18 protein-coding genes are annotated in these 18,280 nt (G+C 73.0%); 4 read left to right on the top strand and 14 right to left on the bottom strand.

Annotation, left to right across the window (positions count from 1 at the left end):
* Window positions 1-332 precede the first annotated feature (332 nt).
* The 5 genes from MKK82_RS29135 to MKK82_RS29115 all read right to left on the bottom strand — a co-directional run bounded on the left by MKK82_RS29135 (window position 333) and on the right by MKK82_RS29115 (window position 3,387).
* Window positions 333-1,193, bottom strand: coding sequence for a universal stress protein (locus MKK82_RS29135; protein WP_238289805.1), 861 nt, complete (start codon window positions 1,191-1,193; stop codon window positions 333-335).
* A 14-nt stretch (window positions 1,194-1,207) separates the two neighbouring features.
* The gene (locus MKK82_RS29130; protein WP_238289806.1) at window positions 1,208-1,543 is read right to left on the bottom strand and encodes a c-type cytochrome; all 336 of its coding nucleotides are present in this window, start codon (window positions 1,541-1,543) and stop codon (window positions 1,208-1,210) included.
* Window positions 1,543-2,358, bottom strand: coding sequence for a universal stress protein (locus MKK82_RS29125; protein ID WP_243987655.1), 816 nt, complete (start codon window positions 2,356-2,358; stop codon window positions 1,543-1,545). Before MKK82_RS29125 ends, MKK82_RS29130 begins: the two co-directional genes overlap by 1 nt.
* A 157-nt stretch (window positions 2,359-2,515) precedes the next feature.
* Window positions 2,516-3,160, bottom strand: coding sequence for a BON domain-containing protein (locus MKK82_RS29120; RefSeq protein WP_238289808.1), 645 nt, complete (start codon window positions 3,158-3,160; stop codon window positions 2,516-2,518).
* Window positions 3,161-3,186: 26 nt separating this feature from the next.
* Complete coding sequence (locus MKK82_RS29115; RefSeq protein ID WP_238289809.1) at window positions 3,187-3,387, bottom strand: hypothetical protein; 201 nt, start codon at window positions 3,385-3,387, stop codon at window positions 3,187-3,189.
* Between the two features lie 133 nt (window positions 3,388-3,520).
* Here MKK82_RS29115 and MKK82_RS29110 point away from each other — a divergent pair, with 133 nt between their 5' ends.
* Entirely contained in the window at window positions 3,521-6,064 is a 2,544-nt protein-coding gene (locus tag MKK82_RS29110; RefSeq protein ID WP_238289810.1) for a phosphoketolase, read from the top strand.
* 9 nt (window positions 6,065-6,073) lie between these two features.
* Window positions 6,074-7,189 carry an acetate/propionate family kinase gene (locus MKK82_RS29105; protein ID WP_238289811.1) on the top strand — a complete coding sequence of 372 codons (1,116 nt, stop codon included), beginning with the start codon at window positions 6,074-6,076 and terminating at the stop codon, window positions 7,187-7,189.
* Between the two features lie 63 nt (window positions 7,190-7,252).
* Here MKK82_RS29105 and MKK82_RS34310 read toward each other — a convergent pair whose 3' ends face one another.
* The 6 genes from MKK82_RS34310 to MKK82_RS29075 all read right to left on the bottom strand — a co-directional run bounded on the left by MKK82_RS34310 (window position 7,253) and on the right by MKK82_RS29075 (window position 12,679).
* A complete protein-coding gene (locus MKK82_RS34310; RefSeq protein WP_238289813.1) occupies window positions 7,253-7,960 on the bottom strand; it encodes a Crp/Fnr family transcriptional regulator in 708 nt (235 codons plus the stop codon).
* A 453-nt stretch (window positions 7,961-8,413) separates the two neighbouring features.
* Window positions 8,414-8,590 (bottom strand): hypothetical protein, encoded by a 177-nt coding sequence (locus MKK82_RS29095; protein WP_243987654.1) that lies wholly within the window; start codon window positions 8,588-8,590, stop codon window positions 8,414-8,416.
* Window positions 8,591-8,751: 161 nt separating this feature from the next.
* Window positions 8,752-9,438 (bottom strand): helix-turn-helix domain-containing protein, encoded by a 687-nt coding sequence (locus MKK82_RS29090; RefSeq protein ID WP_238289815.1) that lies wholly within the window; start codon window positions 9,436-9,438, stop codon window positions 8,752-8,754.
* A gap of 610 nt (window positions 9,439-10,048) precedes the next feature.
* Window positions 10,049-10,441, bottom strand: coding sequence for a response regulator transcription factor (locus MKK82_RS29085; RefSeq protein ID WP_238289816.1), 393 nt, complete (start codon window positions 10,439-10,441; stop codon window positions 10,049-10,051).
* 89 nt (window positions 10,442-10,530) lie between these two features.
* The gene (fixJ, locus tag MKK82_RS29080; protein ID WP_238289817.1) at window positions 10,531-11,139 is read right to left on the bottom strand and encodes a response regulator FixJ; all 609 of its coding nucleotides are present in this window, start codon (window positions 11,137-11,139) and stop codon (window positions 10,531-10,533) included.
* Window positions 11,129-12,679: a PAS domain S-box protein gene (locus MKK82_RS29075; protein WP_238289818.1), complete on the bottom strand. Its 1,551-nt coding sequence runs from the start codon at window positions 12,677-12,679 to the stop codon at window positions 11,129-11,131. Before MKK82_RS29075 ends, fixJ begins: the two co-directional genes overlap by 11 nt.
* A gap of 260 nt (window positions 12,680-12,939) precedes the next feature.
* Between MKK82_RS29075 and MKK82_RS29070 the strand changes: the two genes are divergently transcribed.
* Both MKK82_RS29070 and MKK82_RS34090 read left to right on the top strand, forming a co-directional pair.
* Window positions 12,940-13,800, top strand: coding sequence for a universal stress protein (locus MKK82_RS29070; RefSeq protein ID WP_238289819.1), 861 nt, complete (start codon window positions 12,940-12,942; stop codon window positions 13,798-13,800).
* A gap of 102 nt (window positions 13,801-13,902) precedes the next feature.
* The gene (locus MKK82_RS34090) at window positions 13,903-14,025 is read left to right on the top strand and encodes a hypothetical protein (RefSeq protein WP_279603336.1); all 123 of its coding nucleotides are present in this window, start codon (window positions 13,903-13,905) and stop codon (window positions 14,023-14,025) included.
* Between the two features lie 255 nt (window positions 14,026-14,280).
* Here MKK82_RS34090 and MKK82_RS29065 read toward each other — a convergent pair whose 3' ends face one another.
* The 3 genes from MKK82_RS29065 to MKK82_RS29055 form a co-directional block, all read right to left on the bottom strand.
* Window positions 14,281-15,093: a universal stress protein gene (locus tag MKK82_RS29065; RefSeq protein ID WP_238289820.1), complete on the bottom strand. Its 813-nt coding sequence runs from the start codon at window positions 15,091-15,093 to the stop codon at window positions 14,281-14,283.
* Window positions 15,094-15,195: 102 nt separating this feature from the next.
* Window positions 15,196-17,121: a heavy metal translocating P-type ATPase gene (locus MKK82_RS29060; RefSeq protein ID WP_238289821.1), complete on the bottom strand. Its 1,926-nt coding sequence runs from the start codon at window positions 17,119-17,121 to the stop codon at window positions 15,196-15,198.
* 645 nt (window positions 17,122-17,766) lie between these two features.
* Entirely contained in the window at window positions 17,767-18,036 is a 270-nt protein-coding gene (locus tag MKK82_RS29055) for a hypothetical protein (protein WP_238289822.1), read from the bottom strand.
* Window positions 18,037-18,280 lie beyond the last annotated feature (244 nt).

Raw genomic sequence — 18,280 nt, 5'->3', positions numbered from 1 at the left:
CCGACCAGGCGGCCGGACGAGGCCGGCGCGGTCGCTCCCCGTGCCGGGAGCGCCCCGGATTTCCGGAAGGCGGTCCTGGGCGCCGCCTTTCACGCGCGGGAGGGCCCCAAACCACCAAAGCGGCAACCCGACAGCGGGAACACGCTCCGCCCCTGCGTCTGGCCGTCGGCCTGCGCCGAGCGCGAGGTCCCCGAACCGCCGCCGAGGGCCCACCGGTGCGACCGGACCAAGTGCGGGATTCGCCCGGAACGGCGGCGGCGCCGCCGCGGACGCGACGGACCGAGGCACGGTTCGACGCAGGCCTGCCCGTCCCGATGCGGGCCGCCCCAAGTTCAGTGGGCCATGAGCACCGGGAGACGGGCGTGCTCGACGACGTGGCGGGTGACGCCGCCGAGCAGGAACTCGCGGACCCGGCTGTGGGTGTAGGCCCCCAAGGCCAGCAACGACGCATTCCGCCGTTCCGCCTCGCCAAGAATGGCCGCGCCGACGGCGTGCGGCTCGCTGGCCTCGCGGGTGACCGCCTCCGCCACGATGCCATGCCAGCGCAGGTAGGCGCACAGGTCGGCCGCCCGCGCCTCCTCGAAGCGCTCCGTCCGCGCATGCACCACGGTCACCCGGCCCGCCTCGTGCAGCAGCGTGATGGACTGCCCGATCAGCCGCGTCGCCTCCAGGCTGCCGTTCCAGGCGATCATGACGTGGTCCAGCAGATCGTCGGGGAGGGTCTTGCCGACCATCAGCGTCGGGCGCCCCACCGAGAACAGCGCCGTGTCGAGCGCGCGACCGGTGAACGGCCGCTCCGGGTCGGGCTGGTCGACGAGGACGAGATCGCTGACGCGGCCCGCCAGGGTCAGGAGCGGCTCGACCTCGCCGGAGAGTTCGGTCCAGGTCGCGAAGGTGGCGTCCAGGCGCCCGCCCGACGCCGCGAAGGGCACGCCCTGGCGCGCGCACCACGCGCGCAGGGCCGCCTGCCCGTCGGCCGCGGCCTCCCGCACGCCCCGCTCGATGGCCTCGATGGTCGCGCAGTCCATCGGCACGAGGCTCGCCATGCCGGCGAGCACGTGCTCCGGGCCCGGCGCCATGAAGCTGACGTTGATATGCGCGTGCAGCCGCTGGCCCAGCCGCAGGGCCGCGTCCAGCCGCCGGGTGGCGTCGATGCCCGGGGCGGTGGGAACGAGGAGGCAGCGCAGGTACATCGGAAACTCCTCGCTCAGCGTTCCAGGCTCTTGAGGTAGGCGATCAGGGCCTCTGCCTGATCCGGGTCGAACCGGAATTCCGGCATGCTCGGATGGCCCGTGCGGATGCCCTCGGCCAGGGCCTCGCCGAGGTCCTCGACGGGGTAGCGCGTGTGCAGCTCGCGGAAGGGCGGCGCCTCGCGCAGGGGGCTCGCTCCGACCCGCCCCACGGCGTGGCAGCGGGCGCAGTTGGTCCGGGCGAGGGTCTCGCCCTGCTTGACCTGCCGGTCCCAGGCCGTGGCGGCGCCGGCGGGAAGAAGGATGGCGAGCAGCGCGAGAGCGCCCGCCGGAATGGTGGCTTTCGGGCGCATCAGTGGCTCATCAAGCAGCAGATGGGCGTGGTCGTCAGGACCTCGCGGGTGGCGCCGCCGAAGACCCACTCGCGCAGGCGGCTGTGCCCATAGGCGCCCATCACGATCAGGTCTGCCTCCTCGCGGTGGGCGAACCGAAGGATCTCGTCCGCGGCGCCGATCTCCGGCCTGTGCAGCAGGTGCGTGGTGACGGCGACGCAGTGGCCGGACAGGTAGGCGGCGACGTCCTCGCCGCCCTCCTGGTCGGCGCCGGGACCCACCACCGCCACATGAACCTCGTCGGCCCGAGTCAGGAACGGCAACGCGTCGTGAACGGCCCGGCGTGCCTCCCGCGTATCCTTCCAGGCCACGACGACCCGTCGCGCCGCGAGGCTCTCCACACCCGGCGGCGCGATCAGCACCGGGCGCCCGACCTCCATCAGGAGCGCCCCAGCCGGAACGCCCATCGGACCCGGGTCGCCGTCTGCAGGGCCGTTCCGGCCGACGACCACGAGATCGGCGGCGCGCGCCGCGCTGGCGAGGTAGATCAAAGGCGCGGTCGGAGCCGAGCGCCAGCCCGTCCCGTGCGCCGCCCCGGCCTCGCGCTGGAACAAGGCCTTGGCCGCCGCGAGCTGCTCGTCCGCCAGGCGCTCCTCGATGGCCCAGACGCGCTCGACCTCCAGCATGTCGCCGACCGGCATGGGGGCCAGGACCGGGCGCGCCGCGACGCCGGTCAGCGTGGCCTCGAAACGCCCGGCGAGGCTTGCCGCCAGCTGGACGCGGTCCGCCGCCGCGGCCCCGAGATCGACCGAGACCATGATGTTGGAGATCTTCATGACCGTCTCCCGCTGCCGGAATTCCGGCGCCGTCTTGGGGAGCGTGGCCGGGGTTCGCAGCGTCGGCCTTGATCCATCTCAAGGGGCGCGACGGGCAATCCGGGTGCTCCGGAGGACCGAGCTCAAGATGCGCGGATCGAGCCTCAACCGGCGCAGCTCAGGCGAGGGTCAGGCGGTCCTCGACGGCTCGAACGCCGGGGGCCGACCACGCCGCCCGCTCGGCGAGCTCGCGTTCGCGCCAGACATCGACGCATCCATCGAGGGTGACCGTGTCGCCATCGACGTGCACGCGGATCGTGTCCGGGTCCCGCGCGCTCCGCTGCAGGGCCGCGCGGATGCGGGACTTCACGTCGGCGGCCCGGGCCGGCGGCTTCACGGCGATGAGGTTGACGATGTCGGTGACGCCGGCCAGCCGCCGCAGGGCCTTATCGACGGCTGCCTTCTGGTGGTAGTGCGGCACGCATCCGTGGAGCGTGACGCGGCCCTGCTCGACCTTGAGCGTGACCGAGTCCCGGGGGATGCGCGCGTCCCACTGGATCACCCGGGCGCAGCGCTCGGCCAGGGCCTCGTCGCCGACCCTCGGATCATCCGGGTAGCGGACCTCGATCCGCTCGATCACGCCGCGCACGCCGCGGACCCGCAGCACGACGCGCTCGGCGATGCCTCGTTCGGCGTAGTTCCGGACGTGCCCGGTGAGCGTCACGATGCCGTTCTCGACCGTGACGCCGATCTGCGCCGCGTCGATCATCGGGGCGTATTCCAGCTCGTCGAGCACGTGCCGGCGCACGGTGATGTCGTCCATCGCCCGTCTCCTCGGTTCGGTGGGGTTCAAAGGGCGAGCCAGAGCAGCACCGGCGTCACCGCCGAGGCTGCAAGGGCCAGCGCCAGGGCCTGCAGGCTGCCGATGCTCCGGTAGCGATAGCCATCCGAGACGACCCGCCGGCCCGCGTCGTTCCGAGGCGCCAGCCCGACCGGTACCCGCACGCGGCGCACCGTCTGGATGTAGGTGGTTCGAAGCACCAGGGTCATCGTCCGCTCCCGTCCTGCCCGACGGAGGCCATTCTGCCGGCCATCGCCGGGCCCGCTTTGATCCAGCTCAACGCCGCCGGTCCGGCCCCCCGGCACGGTCGACGCCGGGATCAGCACCCGCCCGGAGGCCGGCATGGACGCGACGCACGGAACCAGGGAGCGCCACGCGAGCGGACATCGGGATGACAGGCGCGCGCTGCCGTTCGTGCCGGGGCCGCTCGGACCCGACAGCCTCCAGCGGATCGACGCCTACTGGCGGGCCGCGAACTACCTGTCGGTCGGGCAGATCTACCTCATGGCCAACCCGCTCCTGCGCGAGCCGCTCAAGCCCGAACACGTCAAGCCGCGGCTCCTCGGCCATTGGGGCACGACGCCCGGCCTCAACTTCATCTACGCGCACCTGAACCGGGTCATACGCCAGCGCGACCTCGACATGATCGCGGTCTGGGGGCCCGGCCACGGCGCGCCGGGGCTCGTGGCCAACGCGTACCTGGAGGGCACCTACAGCGAGATCTACCCGGACGTGGCGCAAGACCTCGACGGGATGGCGCGCCTGTTCCGGCAATTCTCGTTTCCCGGGGGCATCCCGAGCCACGCCTCGCCCGAGCTGCCGGGCTCGATCCACGAGGGCGGCGAGCTCGGCTATGCCCTGGCGCACGCCTTCGGGGCCGCCCTCGACAGCCCGGGCCTGACCGTCGCCTGCGTGATCGGTGACGGCGAGGCCGAGACGGGGCCGCTCGCCGCCTCCTGGCACGCGAACAAGTTCCTGGACCCGAGGACGGATGGCACCGTCCTGCCGATCCTGCACCTCAACGGCTACAAGATCGCCAGCCCGACGCTCCTCGCCCGCATGCCCGCCGACGAGCTTCGCAGCCTTCTCGTCGGCTACGGCTACGCGCCGACCTTCGTCGAGGGCGACGAGCCGGCCCCGATGCACCAAGCCATGGCCACGGCCCTCGATGCGGCCTGCGATGCCATCGCGGATATCCGCAGGCGCGCCGGCCACGGAGAGGCCGGGCGGCCGCGGTGGCCCATGATCGTGCTGCGCAGCCCCAAGGGCTGGACGGGGCCGGACCGGGTGGACGGCAAGCCGGTCGAGGGCACCTGGCGCTCGCACCAAGTGCCCGTGGCGGCCGTGCGGGAGAACGCCGGGCACCGCGCGATCCTGGAATCCTGGATGCGATCCTACCGGCCGGAGGAGCTGTTCGCGGAGGACGGATCGCTCGTCGTCGACCTCGCCGCGCTGCCGCCGCAGGGGCCGCGGCGCCTCTCGGCCAACCCGCACGCCAACGCGCACAGGAGCGCGCCGCTGCGCCTGCCGGACCTGGGCCGCGTCGCCGTCGCCGTGCCGGAGCCCGGCCGCCTCACGGCCGAAGCCACCCGCGTGCTCGGGACCTACCTGCGCGAAATCCTGACCCTGAACGCGGCGAGCCGGAACTTCCGCATCATGGGGCCGGACGAGACCGCCTCGAACCGGCTGGACGCGGTGTTCGCGGTGACGGGCCGCGCCTGGCAGGACGAGATCCTGCCGGGCGACGACCACCTCCGGCGCGACGGCCGCGTCATGGAGGTGCTGAGCGAACACCTCTGCGAGGGCTGGCTGGAAGGCTACGTGCTCACCGGGCGGCACGGCCTGTTCGCAACCTACGAGGCCTTCGCCCACGTCGTCGATTCGATGGTGAACCAGCACGCCAAGTGGCTGAAGTCCTCGCGCGACCTGCCCTGGCGCCGGCCGGTGCCGTCCCTCAACATCCTGCTCTCGTCCCACGTCTGGCGGCAGGACCACAACGGCTTCAGCCACCAGGATCCCGGCTTCATCGACTTCGTGGCGAACAAGCGCGGGGACACGGCGCGGATCTACCTGCCGCCGGACGCGAACACCCTTCTCTGCGCCATGGACCACTGCCTGCGGACCTACGACCGCATCAACGTGGTCGTGGCCGGCAAGCAGCCCGCCCTGCAGTGGCTCGCCCTGGACGAGGCCGCCCGGCACTGCGCGGCCGGCGCCGGGATCTGGGACTGGGCCTCGAACGAGGGCGATGCGGGCCCGGACGTGGTCATGGCCTGCGCGGGTGACGTTCCGACCCTGGAGACGCTCGCGGCCGTGGACTGGCTGCGCCGGCACCTCCCGGAACTCAGGGTCCGGGTGGTGAACGTCGTCGACCTGATGACGCTGCCCGCCCCCGAGACGCACCCGCACGGGCTCGATGCCTCGACCTTCGACAGCGTGTTCACGCGCGACCGGCCGGTGGTGTTCGCCTACCACGGCTACCCGTGGCTGATTCACCGGCTGACCTACAAGCGGACGAACCACGGCAACTTCCACGTGCACGGGTTCATCGAGGAGGGCACGACCACGACGCCCTTCGACATGTGCGTGTTGAACCGGCTCGACCGCTATCATCTCGCCCAGGCCGCGATCCGGGCCGTCCCGCGACTGGGCGCCCGGGCCGAGCACGCCGAGGAGGCGCTCCGGGACGCGCTCGCCGCCCATCGCGAGCACGTCCGCCGGACCGGCGACGACCTGCCGGAGGTGCGAGATTGGACCTGGCCGGAACGGTCCGCCACCGAGGACCACGACCGCCGGATCGAGGGCGACATCATGCAGTGCGGCCCGACCGACGCGGACGAGCCCGGTCGGGCCGGGACCGTCGACGGCTGGACGGTGGTCACCTGAGGCGGGGCGATGATCCTCGTCCTCAATGCTGGTTCCTCCAGCCTGCGCTGCGCCCTGTTCCGGCCGGGTGCGTGCGAACCGGCCTGGCACGCCCATGTCGCCGATATCGGGCGACAGCCTCGGATCACGGTCGACGGCATCGCCTCCGACGGGGAGCGCCCGCCGGCGGGCGACCACGCGACCGTCGCCCGCCGGCTGTTCGAGCGGCTGCCCGCCGCGCCGTCGGCGGCCGGGCACCGGGTCGTCCATGGCGGCACGCGCCACGCGGCGCCGGTCCGCCTCGATGCGGACGTCATGCTGGCGCTGGAGGGCCTCGTGCCGCTGGCCCCGGCGCACCAGCCGCAGGCGCTCGCCTGCATCCGGGCGGTCGGAGAGACCTGGCCGGACCTGCCGCAGGTCGCCTGCTTCGACACGGCCTTCCACAGGACGCAGGCGCGGCTGGCCCAACTCTACCCGCTGCCGCGCGCCCTCATCGACGAGGGGCTCGTGCGCTTCGGCTTTCACGGGCTGTCCTACGCCCATCTCGCCCGGGCTTACCCGAGCGGGCGGATCCTGGCCGCCCATCTCGGCCACGGGGCCAGCCTGTGCGCGATCCGGGACGGGCGCAGCGTCGCCACGACGATGGGCTTCACGACGCTCGACGGGCTGATGATGGGCACCCGCAGCGGCGCAGTCGACCCGGGCCTCGTGCTGTACCTGATCCGGGAGCGTGGCCTGTCACCCGACGCGGTGGCCGATCTCCTGAACGCCCGGTCGGGCCTTCTCGGCGTCTCCGGCATCAGCGACGACGTGCAGGTCCTGGAGGCGAGCGACGCGGTGGCGGCGCGCGAGGCCCTGGATCTGTTCACCTACCGGATCGTGCGGGAGGCGGGCTCGCTCATCGCCGCCCTCGGCGGGGTCGACACCATCGTCTTCACCGGCGGCATCGGTGAGCACGCCGCGCAGGTTCGCACCGACGTCTGCCGCGCGCTGGCATTCGCGGGCGTCGTCCTCGACGAGGGGGCCAATGCCGGCGGCGCGGGGAGGATCGAGGCGTCCGGCTCGGCGGTCGCGGTCCGCGTCGCGCCCGCGAACGAGGCGCGCGAGATCGCCCTGTCGGTGAGCGACGTGCTCGGGCCGATGTGAGCGCGCCCGTCACCGAGGAAGCGTCGGCGCGACCGCCAACCGTTCCGGTCCGGGCGTCGCGGGTTACCGCTTCAGGTAGGCGGGGTCGAAATCGGCGACCGCCGTCAGCCCATCCCAGTCCTCGATGGTCATCCACCGGCCTCGCCATGTGACGAGCCCGGCCCAGTGAAGCCTCTTCACGGTACGGTTCACGTGGACCGCCGTCAGGCCGAGGGCGCTGCCGAATTCCGCCCGCGTCAACGGCATGGAAAACCGGGACGCCTCGGTCAGGCCGGCGGCTGCCGCCCGCGTGAAGAGTTCGCAGATCAGGTGCGCCATCCCCGCGTACGCCTGGCGGTGCCCCGCGTTCAGGAGCCAGCGACGGGTCGTGGCCAGCTCGAAGGCCGTTTCGAGCTGCAGCATCCTGGCGATGCGGGGATGCCGCGCCGTGAGACGCCTCAAGGCATCATGGGGGATGACGCCGATGCGACACGGGGTGAGCGAGGCGATCACGTGATCCATCCGCCGTCGGAGGAGGCCCTGGAGGTCCAGAAAGTCGCCGGGCAGTTGCAGGCCGAGGATCTGCGGCCTCGCGGTCTCCAGGGGGATGTAGCGGCAGGTCCAGCCATCCAGAAGGAGCCGGCATTCGGCGGGCACGTCGTCCTCGCGCACGATCTCCCGGTCGGCCTCGATCGCTACGACCCGGGATACGGACGCGGCGAGGGCGTCGATCTCCGAGGCCGAGGCACCGGACCGATCCAGCCTGCGCCTGAGGGCGAGGGTCCAATCCACGCGCGACGCACGGGCAGGTTCGCGGGCGATCTGCCCCTGGCGCCAGTGCGGGCCGCGCGCGCGCGCCGGTCGGCGCGTCGAGCCAGCGGGCGGTTGCGCGGCATCGCACCGGTCCGCGACCGCCGCTTGGTTCGGCCTCGACGGTGTATCTCCGTCAACCACGGACATGCTGCGCCCTCCAGTTCCACAGGACGGAAGACAGGTTGGGGGCACGATGCGGTCGCGCCTTGCGGTGAATCAAACAATCTCGGTTCGGAGCACCATTCGCCTCGCCCCGCTCGAACCAGATCCGGCATCCGATGGGTCGGGGCGTCGCGACGCGCGCCGGCTTCGACCCGCCGTCACGATCCCCGTGTCCGACGTCGAGGCCGGAGCGGCAGTCGCCGAGAGCGACCGGCCGCACCCAACGGCACAGGAGGCGGTCGCCCTCGGTCGTCCAGTCCGGGGAGCCGATCAGCCGGGCGGCGCCGCCCGCGTCCCGTGCCAGAGCGCCGCGTCGCGGCGGCCGTCCGGTCGGAGCGGTGCCACGCTCTCGGAGCCGCGCCCGGCTCTGCCGTCCGGATGCTCCGGGCAAGGCGCCAGGGTCACGCGGCACAGCAAGGCACAGCGCGGCAGAGAGTGGCCGGCCATCCCGGCCTCCGCCGTCGCGCCGAGAGCGGCCGCCGGCGCGGGCGTTCCACGGGGCGTGGCCGCCTCCTCAGCGCAGGGCGACGGTGCGGTCCTCGATGGCTCGCTCGCGCGTCGCGCGTCGGGGCCGTGCGCTCCTCCCCGGCGCTGGGGGAGGGGAACCTTCAATCCTCGACGAAGCGGCGCAGCCGGGCGCGCCGGAGGCTGACCTGGCGCCCGGCTGCGCGCAGCAGCGCCCCGTCCTCCTCCAGGTGCGAGAAGGTGCGCGACACGGTCTCGATGGTGAGACCGAGGTGATCCGCGATGTCGCGCCGGGTCATCGGCAGGGCGAAGGTGCCGGTGCCGCCGAGACGCTCGTCGACCTCCATGAGGAAGGTCGCGACGCGCTCCACCGCGGAGCGCCGGCCGAGCAGCAGCATGTGGTCCTGGGCGTAGCGAAGGCCGCTCGCCGCCATGGCCCAGAGCTGGCAGGCCACCTCGGCGCTGCGGGTCGCGGCGCGTTCGATCCCCCGGCGGCGGAAGATCAGCACCCGGGTGTCCGACAGGGCCTCGGCCGTGTGCCGGTGCATCTCGCCCTGCTCGAACCCGAACAGGTCGCCGGGCAGGTGGAAGCCGGTGATCTGGCGCCGGCCGTCGCTCAGCACCTTGTGGGTGCGCACCGCGCCGCTGACGACCTTGTAGACGAATTCGGCCTCCTCACCCTCGCCGTAGATCTCCTCCTCGCGGGCGTAGGCGAAGGGGGTGCCGAGGAGCTCGGGGCAGCCCGCGAAGAGCGCGATCCCGGGCTTGCCGCCGGCGGCGACGTTCGCGGTCACGCGCGCGGATGGGGGCAGGGTGATCTCGGCGGCCATCGCTTCTCTCCTCGTCCGCGTGGGGTGAGGAGACCTTGTCGGGGTCGTGGCCCCGGCGAAATTCCGGGCGGTCTCTTAAGCAGCTCCGCGTAAGGGGATCTACCTAGGGTGCCGGCGGAGGCTCAGCCCCGCTCAGGGGCACGAAGATCCATCCACCCCCGGGGTCGGGAGCCGCGGCCCATGAGAACCGCGCCGCGAGGAGCGACGCGACTGTCGTGGCCAACGCGTAGGCCACCAGGGCCAGGACTAGGGTGACCGCGTCGGGATGTCGGCGAAACCCATGGACCGTTACGCATCCGGAGGTGAAGGCTGCGCCGATGACGCGCGTGGCGGGCTCGATCGGCATGACAGACCTCTCAGCCGGTTCCAACGGGCGGAGCATCCTGCCGGGGCCCGGCATGGCCTTGACGGCGGTCAACGCAATCGAGGGACGGCGAAGCGCGCCGTTACGGGCCCGGGCCGTTGACCTGGGTCAAAGCCACCCGAGGCCGCGCCCGCAATCCTGGACGCCAGCCGGACCGGGGAAGGCACACGAGATCCCCTCGCGTGGGCCATGGGCCGATCCGCGCAAGCCGCCGCACCCGCGAAGTCCCGCGGCGGGCTGGTGATCCTAGGCGCCGGCGGTGAAGCCCCCGCCGGCCTCGCCATCGGCCAGCACGCCCAGGAGCACGTCCAACGCCAGGGGCTTCTCGACCAGCGGAACGCCGGCGACACTGGCCTTCGCCCGGATGCCCGGATCGGGATGACCGGTGATCAAGACCACCGGGACACGGCTGTCGAGGTCGCGCAGGCGCCCGACCACCTCAAGGCCGTCCATGCCGGTCATGATTTGGTCGAGCAGCACGAAGGCCGGGTTCGGGCCGGGAAAGGCCGCCAGCAATTCGCGGCCGTCAGCGAAGGTCTCGACACGGTGCCCTTCGCTCTCGAGCAGGAAACGCGTGGAGTGCAGGACGGCCGGGTCGTCGTCCACGACGTAGATGAGGCTGGCAGGGTCTGTCGTCATGGCGGTCGCCGGTCGGCGTGGTCCCCGGTTGGAAGGCGCCACCATGCGGACGAGGACCGGCGGTCGCCTTGACCTGCCTCAAACCGGCGTCAGGCGAGGCCCGCCAGCACCGACCAGCGCACCAGTTCCTGCAGGCTCTCCGCCCGCGTCTTGGCCATGAGCTTGGCCCGGTAGATCTCGACGGTGCGCGGGCTGATGTCGAGGGTGCGGCCGATCTCCTTGCTGGTGCCCCCGGCGACGAGGTGGTCCAGGACCTGCCGCTCCCGCTCGCTCAGGGTCCCCACGCGTCGCACGAACTCGCGCAGCGTCGGATCGACCACCCCGGCTGCCCCGCCCCGCTCCAAGGCCGACCTGAGCGCCTGGATGAGCGTCGCGTCGTCGAACGGCTTCTCGATGAAATCGCAGGCGCCGAGCTTCATCGCCTCGACCGTGAGCGGCACGTCCCCGTGCCCCGTCATCATCACCACCGGCAAGGTGTGCCCCGCCGCCCGCAGACGGCGCAGCAGTTCCAGCCCGTCGATACCGGGCATGCGGATGTCGGTCAGGACGCATCCCGCAGCCGGCTTCGCCAAGCTGTCGAGCAGGTCCGTGCCGGCCTCGTAGAGCCGTACCTCGAACCCCTCGGTCCCGAGCAGGAAGCCGACGGAATCCCGCATCGCCGGATCGTCGTCCACGACGTGCACGAGGTCAGTTGCCATTGGGCGGGTCTCCCGCGTGGGCGGCCTGGAGCGTCAGCCGGAAGGTTGCCCCGCCGGCGTCGTTGCGTCCGACGTCGAGCCGCCCGCCATGCGCCTCGACGATGGTGCGGCAGATCGAGAGCCCGACGCCCATGCCGCTCTGCTTGGTCGTGACGAACGGTTGGAACAACCTGTCCGCGATCTCCTCGGCGATGCCGGGGCCGGTGTCCGACACGGTGATCTCGACCGTGTCCCGGCCGATGGGCCGCGCCGCGACGGTCAGTTCGCGCCTGTCGCCCTGCTGCATGGCCTCGCGGGCGTTGCGCAGCAGGTTCACCAGGACCTGCTGCACTTGGACCCGGTCGGCCAGGACGGAGCCGGCGCGGGGGTCGACGGCGACGCGCGCGACGATGCCCTGCTCGCGGGCCCCGACCAGCGCCAGCGCGCTGGCCTCCTCGATCAGCCGCGCGACCGGCTCGACCCGCTTCTCGGTCTCGCCGCGGGCGACGAACTCGCGCAGGCGCCGGATGATCTGGCCGGCCCGCAGCGCCTGCTCGGCGGTCTTGTCGAGGACTTCCATCGTCTTGGCGATGGCCTCGGGCCCGGGGCGCGCCAGCAGGCGGCGGCAGCCCTTGGTGTAGTTCGCGATGGCGCCGAGCGGCTGGTTCAGCTCGTGCGCGAGTGCGGAGGCCATCTCGCCCATCGCGCTCAGCCGGGAGACGTGGGCGAGTTCGGACTGGAGTTCCTGGAGGCGGGCCTGGGTGCGCTGGTGCTCCGTGAGGTCGTCGATGAACCCGGTGAAGAACACCTGCTCCCCCGAGCGCATCTCGCCGATGGCGAGCTCCATCGGGAAGATCGAGCCATCCCGTCTCCGGCCGGTCACGACCCGGTTGGTGCCGATGATGCGGCGCTCCCGGGTCCGGCGGTAGCGGTCGAGGTAGCCGTCGTGCTCGCTCTGCATCGGCTCCGGCATCAGGATGCGGACGTTCTGCCCGACCGCCTCGCTGGCCGCGTAGCCGAACAGGCGCTCCGCCGCGGCGCTGAACGAGTGGATGAGGCCCGCCTCGTCGATGACGACCATCGCCTCGGGCACGGTGTCGAGGATCGAGCGCAGGTGCGCCTCGCGTGCCCGGATGTCCTCCTCGGCCCGCTTCTGCCCGTCGATGCTCAGGACGACCCCGCGATGCCGTGCCGGCCGTCCGTCCGTGTCGGGGCTCACCCGGCCGCGCGAGCGCAGCCAGCAGACGTGCCCGTCGGGCCGCACGACGCGGTAGTCGACCTCGTAGCTGCCCCCCTCTCGCAAGGCCCGCTGGATGGCGTCCGCCCGGGCCTGCCGGTCGTCCGGGTGCACCAAGGCCTGGGAGTCCGCGAAGGTGGTCAGCCGCTCGGGCGGCACTCCGAACAGGTGGGCGCAGGTGGGAGAGACGGTGGCTCGTCCGGTCGGGACATCCAGCGACCAGACGCAGATGCCCACCTCGTCGAGGGTCTGCCGCAGCGCGTCGCTCGCCGACATGATGTCACGCTCCAGGTCGGCGCTGGGCCTGTCGATAAGGTCCGTCATCAACCGCACCCGGGGAAGCCCTGCGCGCGGCAGTCGCGGAACTCGCCTGTCGCCGCGCCTCGGTCGGCCGCGTCGCGCGTCCGGTCATTACTGCGATTCCGGTACAGGGAACAGCCGTCGACCCGTATTCGCAGCCGGCGCCGAATAGCTTTTGGTCCGGACTGAAACTGAAACCGCGTCGCCCGGGCCGCTTGAGCTGGATCAAGGCCGCGCGCCCAGGACGGCACGAACCATGGGGCCGGCACGAATCGGAGAAGTCCATGCCCGGACCCTGCCCTGCGCCCCTCGCGGGCCTCCGCGACGTCCTCGTCGGCACCGCCTTCGAGGGCGAGCGCGAGGCGGCCTCCACGGCCGTCGGCTATGGCCTGACCTTGGCCAAGGCCGCAGGCGCCCACCTCACCCTCCAGTCGTCCGCCTGGCGCCACTCGGGCGACGCCGCTTGGCCCGGCGGCTTCGACTCCGCCGGCGTCTCGGCCGCGGACCACCGGCTCCAGGCGCTGGCCAGCGCCGTGGCGGCGCGCTCGGCCGGGGACGCCGCGCAGGCCGGCGTGGTCTGCACGACGGAGGCGCCGAGCCTGCCCTATCCGGAGATCGTGGACCGGCTGGCCGAGCGCGCGCGCCTGCACGACCTCACCGTCCTGGACATCGGCCCGCGGACCTACGATCTCGACCGCCAGATGATCGAGAAGGCGCTGTTTCACAGCGGCCGTCCGGTCATCGCCGTCCCGCCGGGACACGACGCCTTCGCGGCACGGCGGATCCTCGTCGCCTGGGACGGCAGCGCCCAGGCGGCGCGGGCCGCCAACGACGCGCTGCCGTTCCTGCGCGCGGCCGAGGCGGTCGAGATCGTCTCCGTCGGCACCGAGGCGGAGATCCACGCGGCGGTGCCCGGGGCCGAGTTCGCGCCCCACCTCGCGCGCCACGGGGTGAAGGTCTCCGTCAACGACCTTCCGAAGGGCGAGGGAGTCGCCGCGACCCTGCGCGCCCAGGCCGGTCTGTTCCGGGCCGACATGATCGTGATGGGCGCCTACCGGCACGCCCCGACCCGCGAGTATTTCTTCGGCGGCGTCACGCGCTCCTTCCTGCGGGGCAGCCCGGCACCGCTGTTCCTCGCCCACTGAAGATGGAGGCCGACGATGACAGAGCGAGAGCCGCCTCGCCGCGCCGCCACCGCCCGGGTCCTGCGATCGCGGACACGCGGGCCGTCGATTCCACCGCCTGCGGTGCGGTCGACCACCGACGCGGCGCCACCCCAGGTGCGGGCACCGAACCGGACCGCGTGGCCCGGTCCGCTGAACGCGGAGGACCGGGCCGCCCTGGAGGCGGGCTGGGGCTTCGTCGAGTGACGTTCACGCCGCGGGACGGGCCGCCCGCGACGTCCGTCCCCGATGGGGAATCGGCCGACGAGCGTGCGGAGAGCGTGCCGAACGGCGGCGCCTCGGGCATCGGGCAGGCTGACTGCGAGCCGACCCCAGGGCCGCGCCCGCGGCCCGCCCGGAGGGACGCCAGTCCGCGGCCCGCCGGGGCGGCCCAGGCCGCCTTTCCGGTGACCGCCAAGAGGATCGGCGCCGATCCGCCGAGGGGACCGTGGGACCAGCGCATCAGTGGCACATCAGGCAGCAGACCGGCGCGCGTTCGAGGGCCTCGCGCGTGACGCCCCCGAAGATCCATTCCCGCAGGCGCGCGTGACCGTAGGCACCCATCACGATGAGGTCGGCGTCCTGCCGCAGGGCGAAGTCGAGAATCTCGCCGCCCTCGCCGCCCGCCGCCCGCAACAGGTGGGTGGTGACAGGCGCACCGTGCCGCGCCAAGTGGCCGGCCACGGCCTCCAAACCCTCCTGGCGCCCGTCGGCCCCGACCGTCGCGACGGCGACCGCGTCGGCGCCCTGGAGGAGGGGCAGCGCCGCCGATACGGCCCGCCGTGCCTCCGCGCCGTCTTTCCAGGCGACGACGATGCGGGCCGCCCTGAGGTGCACGAGGCGGGGCGGCACGACGAGGACGGGCCGGCCCGCCTCCATCAGCACAGGCCCGGGCGGCACGCCCAGCGGACCCGGGTCCTCGTCGCCGCGCCCGCGCCGGCCCACCACGACGAGGTCGGCGGCCCGCGCCTGTTCGACGAGATGCGTGATGGCCCCGGCGAGGGCGGCTTGCCAGGCCGTGCTTATCCCGTCGCCGGCGTTGCGCTCGAACATGGCGCGTGCCTGTTCGAGGATCTCGCGGACCAGCGCCTCGTTGCGCGCTTCCTGTCGGGCGGCGTCGTGGACATCGCGCACCAGGATGGGAGCCGGCACCTTTTGGGCCGCCGCGCCCGTGAGGGTCGCCGCGAAGCGTCGGGCCAGCCCGGCGGCGAGGCGCACCCGGTCCGGTGCCGCGTCGCCGAGGTCGGCGGAAACGAGGATGTTCGCGAACTCCATGGCCCCCTCCACCGTGCGCCGATCCTGACGCGGGGAGCCTCGCCCGGGCCGGATCGATCCACCTTGATCCAGCGCAAGCCCGCGGGCGCCGCGCGGCCCGTTTCACGGACGGCCCGGGACGATCGGCGCCGTCTGCTCGCGCCCGTCACGGGGGGCGCCGAGGGCGCGCATGGCGTTGAGGATCACGGCGATGTCGATGGCTTCCTGCAGGAGCGCCCCCCGCAGGGGTGAGAGGTATCCCAGGGCCGCCGCGACCATGCCGGCCAGCGAGAGCCCGAGGCCGACCCACACGCTCTGGAGCGCGATGGCGCGGGCCCGCTTGGCGATGCGGATGGCCCGGGGCAGGGGCGCCAGGCTGTCGACCAGCAGGACGATGTCCGCCGCCTCGGCCGCCGCCGCCGCCCCCCGGGCACCGAGGGCCACGCCAAGGTCGGCGGCGGCCAGGGCGGGCGCGTCGTTCACCCCGTCGCCGACCATCATCACGGGACCGAGCCGGCGCGCGGCGGTCACCGTGTCCGTCTTGGCCGTCGGGTCCAGGTCGGCGGCGACGGCGTCGACCGGAAGGCCGGCCACGAGCGCTTCCGCGACGGCGCGTCGATCCCCGGTGGCGAGGACCACGCGCTCGATGCCGCACGCGCGCAGTTCCAGGAGGGCGTTGCCGCCGTCCGCCCGCAGCGGGTCGGCGAACGCCAGCACGGCGGCGGCCGCGCCGTCGACGGCGACCAGCACCGTCGCGGCGACAGCCGGGATTCCTGCCGCCTCGTCCCGCGACGGGAAGGGGACGCCGTGCATCCGCATGAGGTGCGCCCCCCCGACGATGACGGGCCGCCCCTCAACCAGTCCGGTCAGGCCTTCCCCGGGCGTCTCCTCGACCGCCTCGGGTTGCGAGAGCGTCAGGCCGCGCCGGACCGCCTCCTCGATCAGGGCCCGCGCCAGCGGGTGGCCGGAGGCTTGTTCGAGGGACGCCGCCAGCCCCAGGACCTCGCCTTCGTCGAGGCCCCCGAGGATACGTGCGGAGGTCAGCCGGGTGGCGCCGTGGGTCAGGGTGCCGGTCTTGTCGACCACCAGCACGCGGACCTTGGCCAGCATCTCCAGGGCGCCGCCACCCTTGATGAGCACGCCGATGCCGGCCGCGCGGGAGAGGCCGGAGACGAGGGCGACGGGCACCGCCAGGATGAGCGGGCACGGCGTGGCGACGACCAGCACCGCCAGCGCCCGGAGGGGGTCGCCGGTGGCGAGCCCCGCGCCTCCCGCCAGCAGCAGCGTCAGGACGAGGAAGGCGAGCCCGTACCGGTCCGCCAAGCGTGCCATCGGCGCCTTCCGGGCCTGCGCCGCCTGCACGAGCCGGACGATCCCGGCATACGTGCTCTCGGCTGCGGGCCGCTCCGTGATCAGCGTGAACGGCTGGCCCACATTCACCGTCCCGCTCAGCACGGGCTCGTTGGCCGGGATGGTGACGGGCAGCGCCTCGCCGGTGAGGCTCGACCGGTCCAGCACGGCGCGGCCCGCGGCGACCCGGCCGTCCACCGGCAGGATGTCGCCGACGCGCACCAGGATGCGGTCTCCCGGGACCAGCGCCGCGAGGGGCACCTCCGTCAACCCGCCGTCCTCCTCGCGCAGGGCGGTGCGCGGCTGCCGGGTGAGCAGCGCCGTCATCGCCCGCCCGGCGCGGCCGGTCGAGTAGGCTTCCAGCGACTGGCCGCCCGCGTACATCAGGGCGATGACGGCGCCGGCCAGCGGCTGCGACAGGGCGAGCGCGCCGCCCATCGCGAGCAGGGCGACGAGGTCGAGGCCGACATCTCCCCGCGCCAGGCTCGTCGCGACCTGGATCAGGAGGGCCCCGAGGACCACCAGGGTCGCGAGGGTCCAGGCCGCCGCCGCGACGTCCGCTCGGCCGACCGCCTGCGCCGCCAAGCCGGTACAGAGACCGGTTAGCGGCAGGACGGCCAGCCATCCGCGCAGGCCCGGAACCCATCCGGCGCGCGCCGGCCGTTTCGTCCCCGGCAAGCCCGCGGCCGCCGTCGTCATGTGCGCCCCCATGCGTTCGCACCGCCGAGATGCGGCCGGTCCGGCTCGGTGGACCTTGCGCTGGATCAACGCGTCCCCGGGGGACCGCGCGGGAAGCGCCCGCCGTCACGGTTCCGGTCGTCGCGGGATGGCGGACCCGCCCGCCGGACGGACACCGCATCGCCCCGGACCGGATCGGTGAACCGGAACACGTCATCGGGAACCGCGCCATCGACGGCGCGTCCCCGACCGTTGCCGCCGAGGCGGCGGTGATCCACACCCGCCCCGCGGGTCGCATCGGCGGGAGGTTCGGATCCCTGGCGGGCGAGATCGGAGTCCTTACGGGTGCGAAGGGCCTCCGCCGGGCCGGCAACGGTGCCGACCAGGAGCTCGCTCGCGGGGCACGCGCGATGCTTCATGACGCTTGATGACGCGTCATGCGTCCTGGCTGCGAGGCTGATCAGGCGCGCGGCGCTGCTCGGAGACGTACCGGCAGAGATCCCCTGCGCCGTCGTCCTGATCCGAGCCGGCCAGACAGGGTGACTTCGTTGCTACCGGACAGCGGACGCCGCTCGCGTTTCCGCGAACGGCAGGAAACGGCCCTGTGCTACCGGCGCGCTTCGAGGCCGATGGCCCCGTCGGCCGTGGTCCGGTTCGACGGGCGTCCTATCGAGCGATCTGCCCGGGAAACGGTGCCGTGAGCGCGACGTTCTTGATGACCGGCGCGCCGATCGCGAGCGCCTCGCCCATCACGGGCGAATTCGCCATCTGACCGGTCATCGTCACCACGAGGGCGGCCAGCATTAAGCCGACGCTGCCAATCGACGCGAAATAAATCGGCAGGCGTGCCGAGTCGTGCTGCCCGTTCTGGGTCGAATGTCGCTCTGCCAATTGTACACCTCGGAGGTCCATTGAATGGATATACGGGATCAACATGTCGCAGGATTCAAAGGTCCACCCCTGTGGCGCTATCGACCTGACCTGTCAGCTGGGACGAGGGCGGCTTCGACGGGGGGCTGATCGGCAGCGGACGAACCGACAGCCATCCCGAGCAGCCATCCCGCTTCCGACCCGCTTCCGACCCATGCCGGCGGATGCCGGCGCTTCCCATGCGCAGCCATCGGTTGGCGGTCGGACAACGTCGGCGCGGGGAGGATTTGGACGGAATGCCTTCGGGGGA

Origin of the sequence: Methylobacterium sp. E-046 (assembly GCF_022829625.1) — a bacterium.
Classification (GTDB): Bacteria; Pseudomonadota; Alphaproteobacteria; order Rhizobiales; family Beijerinckiaceae; genus Methylobacterium; species Methylobacterium longum.
This window is presented reverse-complemented; position numbering and strand designations above follow the sequence as displayed.

Bases quoted from the DNA above. Each gene is read 5' to 3' on its own strand.
- MKK82_RS29135 (WP_238289805.1), bottom strand. From the start codon at position 1,193: ATGTACCTGCGCTGCCTCCTCGTTCCCACCGCCCCGGGCATCGACGCC.
- MKK82_RS29130 (WP_238289806.1), bottom strand. From the start codon at position 1,543: ATGCGCCCGAAAGCCACCATTCCGGCGGGCGCTCTCGCGCTGCTCGCC.
- MKK82_RS29125 (WP_243987655.1), bottom strand. From the start codon at position 2,358: ATGAAGATCTCCAACATCATGGTCTCGGTCGATCTCGGGGCCGCGGCG.
- MKK82_RS29120 (WP_238289808.1), bottom strand. From the start codon at position 3,160: ATGGACGACATCACCGTGCGCCGGCACGTGCTCGACGAGCTGGAATAC.
- MKK82_RS29115 (WP_238289809.1), bottom strand. From the start codon at position 3,387: ATGACCCTGGTGCTTCGAACCACCTACATCCAGACGGTGCGCCGCGTG.
- MKK82_RS29110 (WP_238289810.1), top strand. From the start codon at position 3,521: ATGGACGCGACGCACGGAACCAGGGAGCGCCACGCGAGCGGACATCGG.
- MKK82_RS29105 (WP_238289811.1), top strand. From the start codon at position 6,074: ATGATCCTCGTCCTCAATGCTGGTTCCTCCAGCCTGCGCTGCGCCCTG.
- MKK82_RS29095 (WP_243987654.1), bottom strand. From the start codon at position 8,590: ATGGCCGGCCACTCTCTGCCGCGCTGTGCCTTGCTGTGCCGCGTGACC.
- MKK82_RS29090 (WP_238289815.1), bottom strand. From the start codon at position 9,438: ATGGCCGCCGAGATCACCCTGCCCCCATCCGCGCGCGTGACCGCGAAC.
- MKK82_RS29085 (WP_238289816.1), bottom strand. From the start codon at position 10,441: ATGACGACAGACCCTGCCAGCCTCATCTACGTCGTGGACGACGACCCG.
- fixJ (WP_238289817.1), bottom strand. From the start codon at position 11,139: ATGGCAACTGACCTCGTGCACGTCGTGGACGACGATCCGGCGATGCGG.
- MKK82_RS29075 (WP_238289818.1), bottom strand. From the start codon at position 12,679: ATGACGGACCTTATCGACAGGCCCAGCGCCGACCTGGAGCGTGACATC.
- MKK82_RS29070 (WP_238289819.1), top strand. From the start codon at position 12,940: ATGCCCGGACCCTGCCCTGCGCCCCTCGCGGGCCTCCGCGACGTCCTC.
- MKK82_RS29065 (WP_238289820.1), bottom strand. From the start codon at position 15,093: ATGGAGTTCGCGAACATCCTCGTTTCCGCCGACCTCGGCGACGCGGCA.
- MKK82_RS29060 (WP_238289821.1), bottom strand. From the start codon at position 17,121: ATGACGACGGCGGCCGCGGGCTTGCCGGGGACGAAACGGCCGGCGCGC.
- MKK82_RS29055 (WP_238289822.1), bottom strand. From the start codon at position 18,036: ATGTTGATCCCGTATATCCATTCAATGGACCTCCGAGGTGTACAATTG.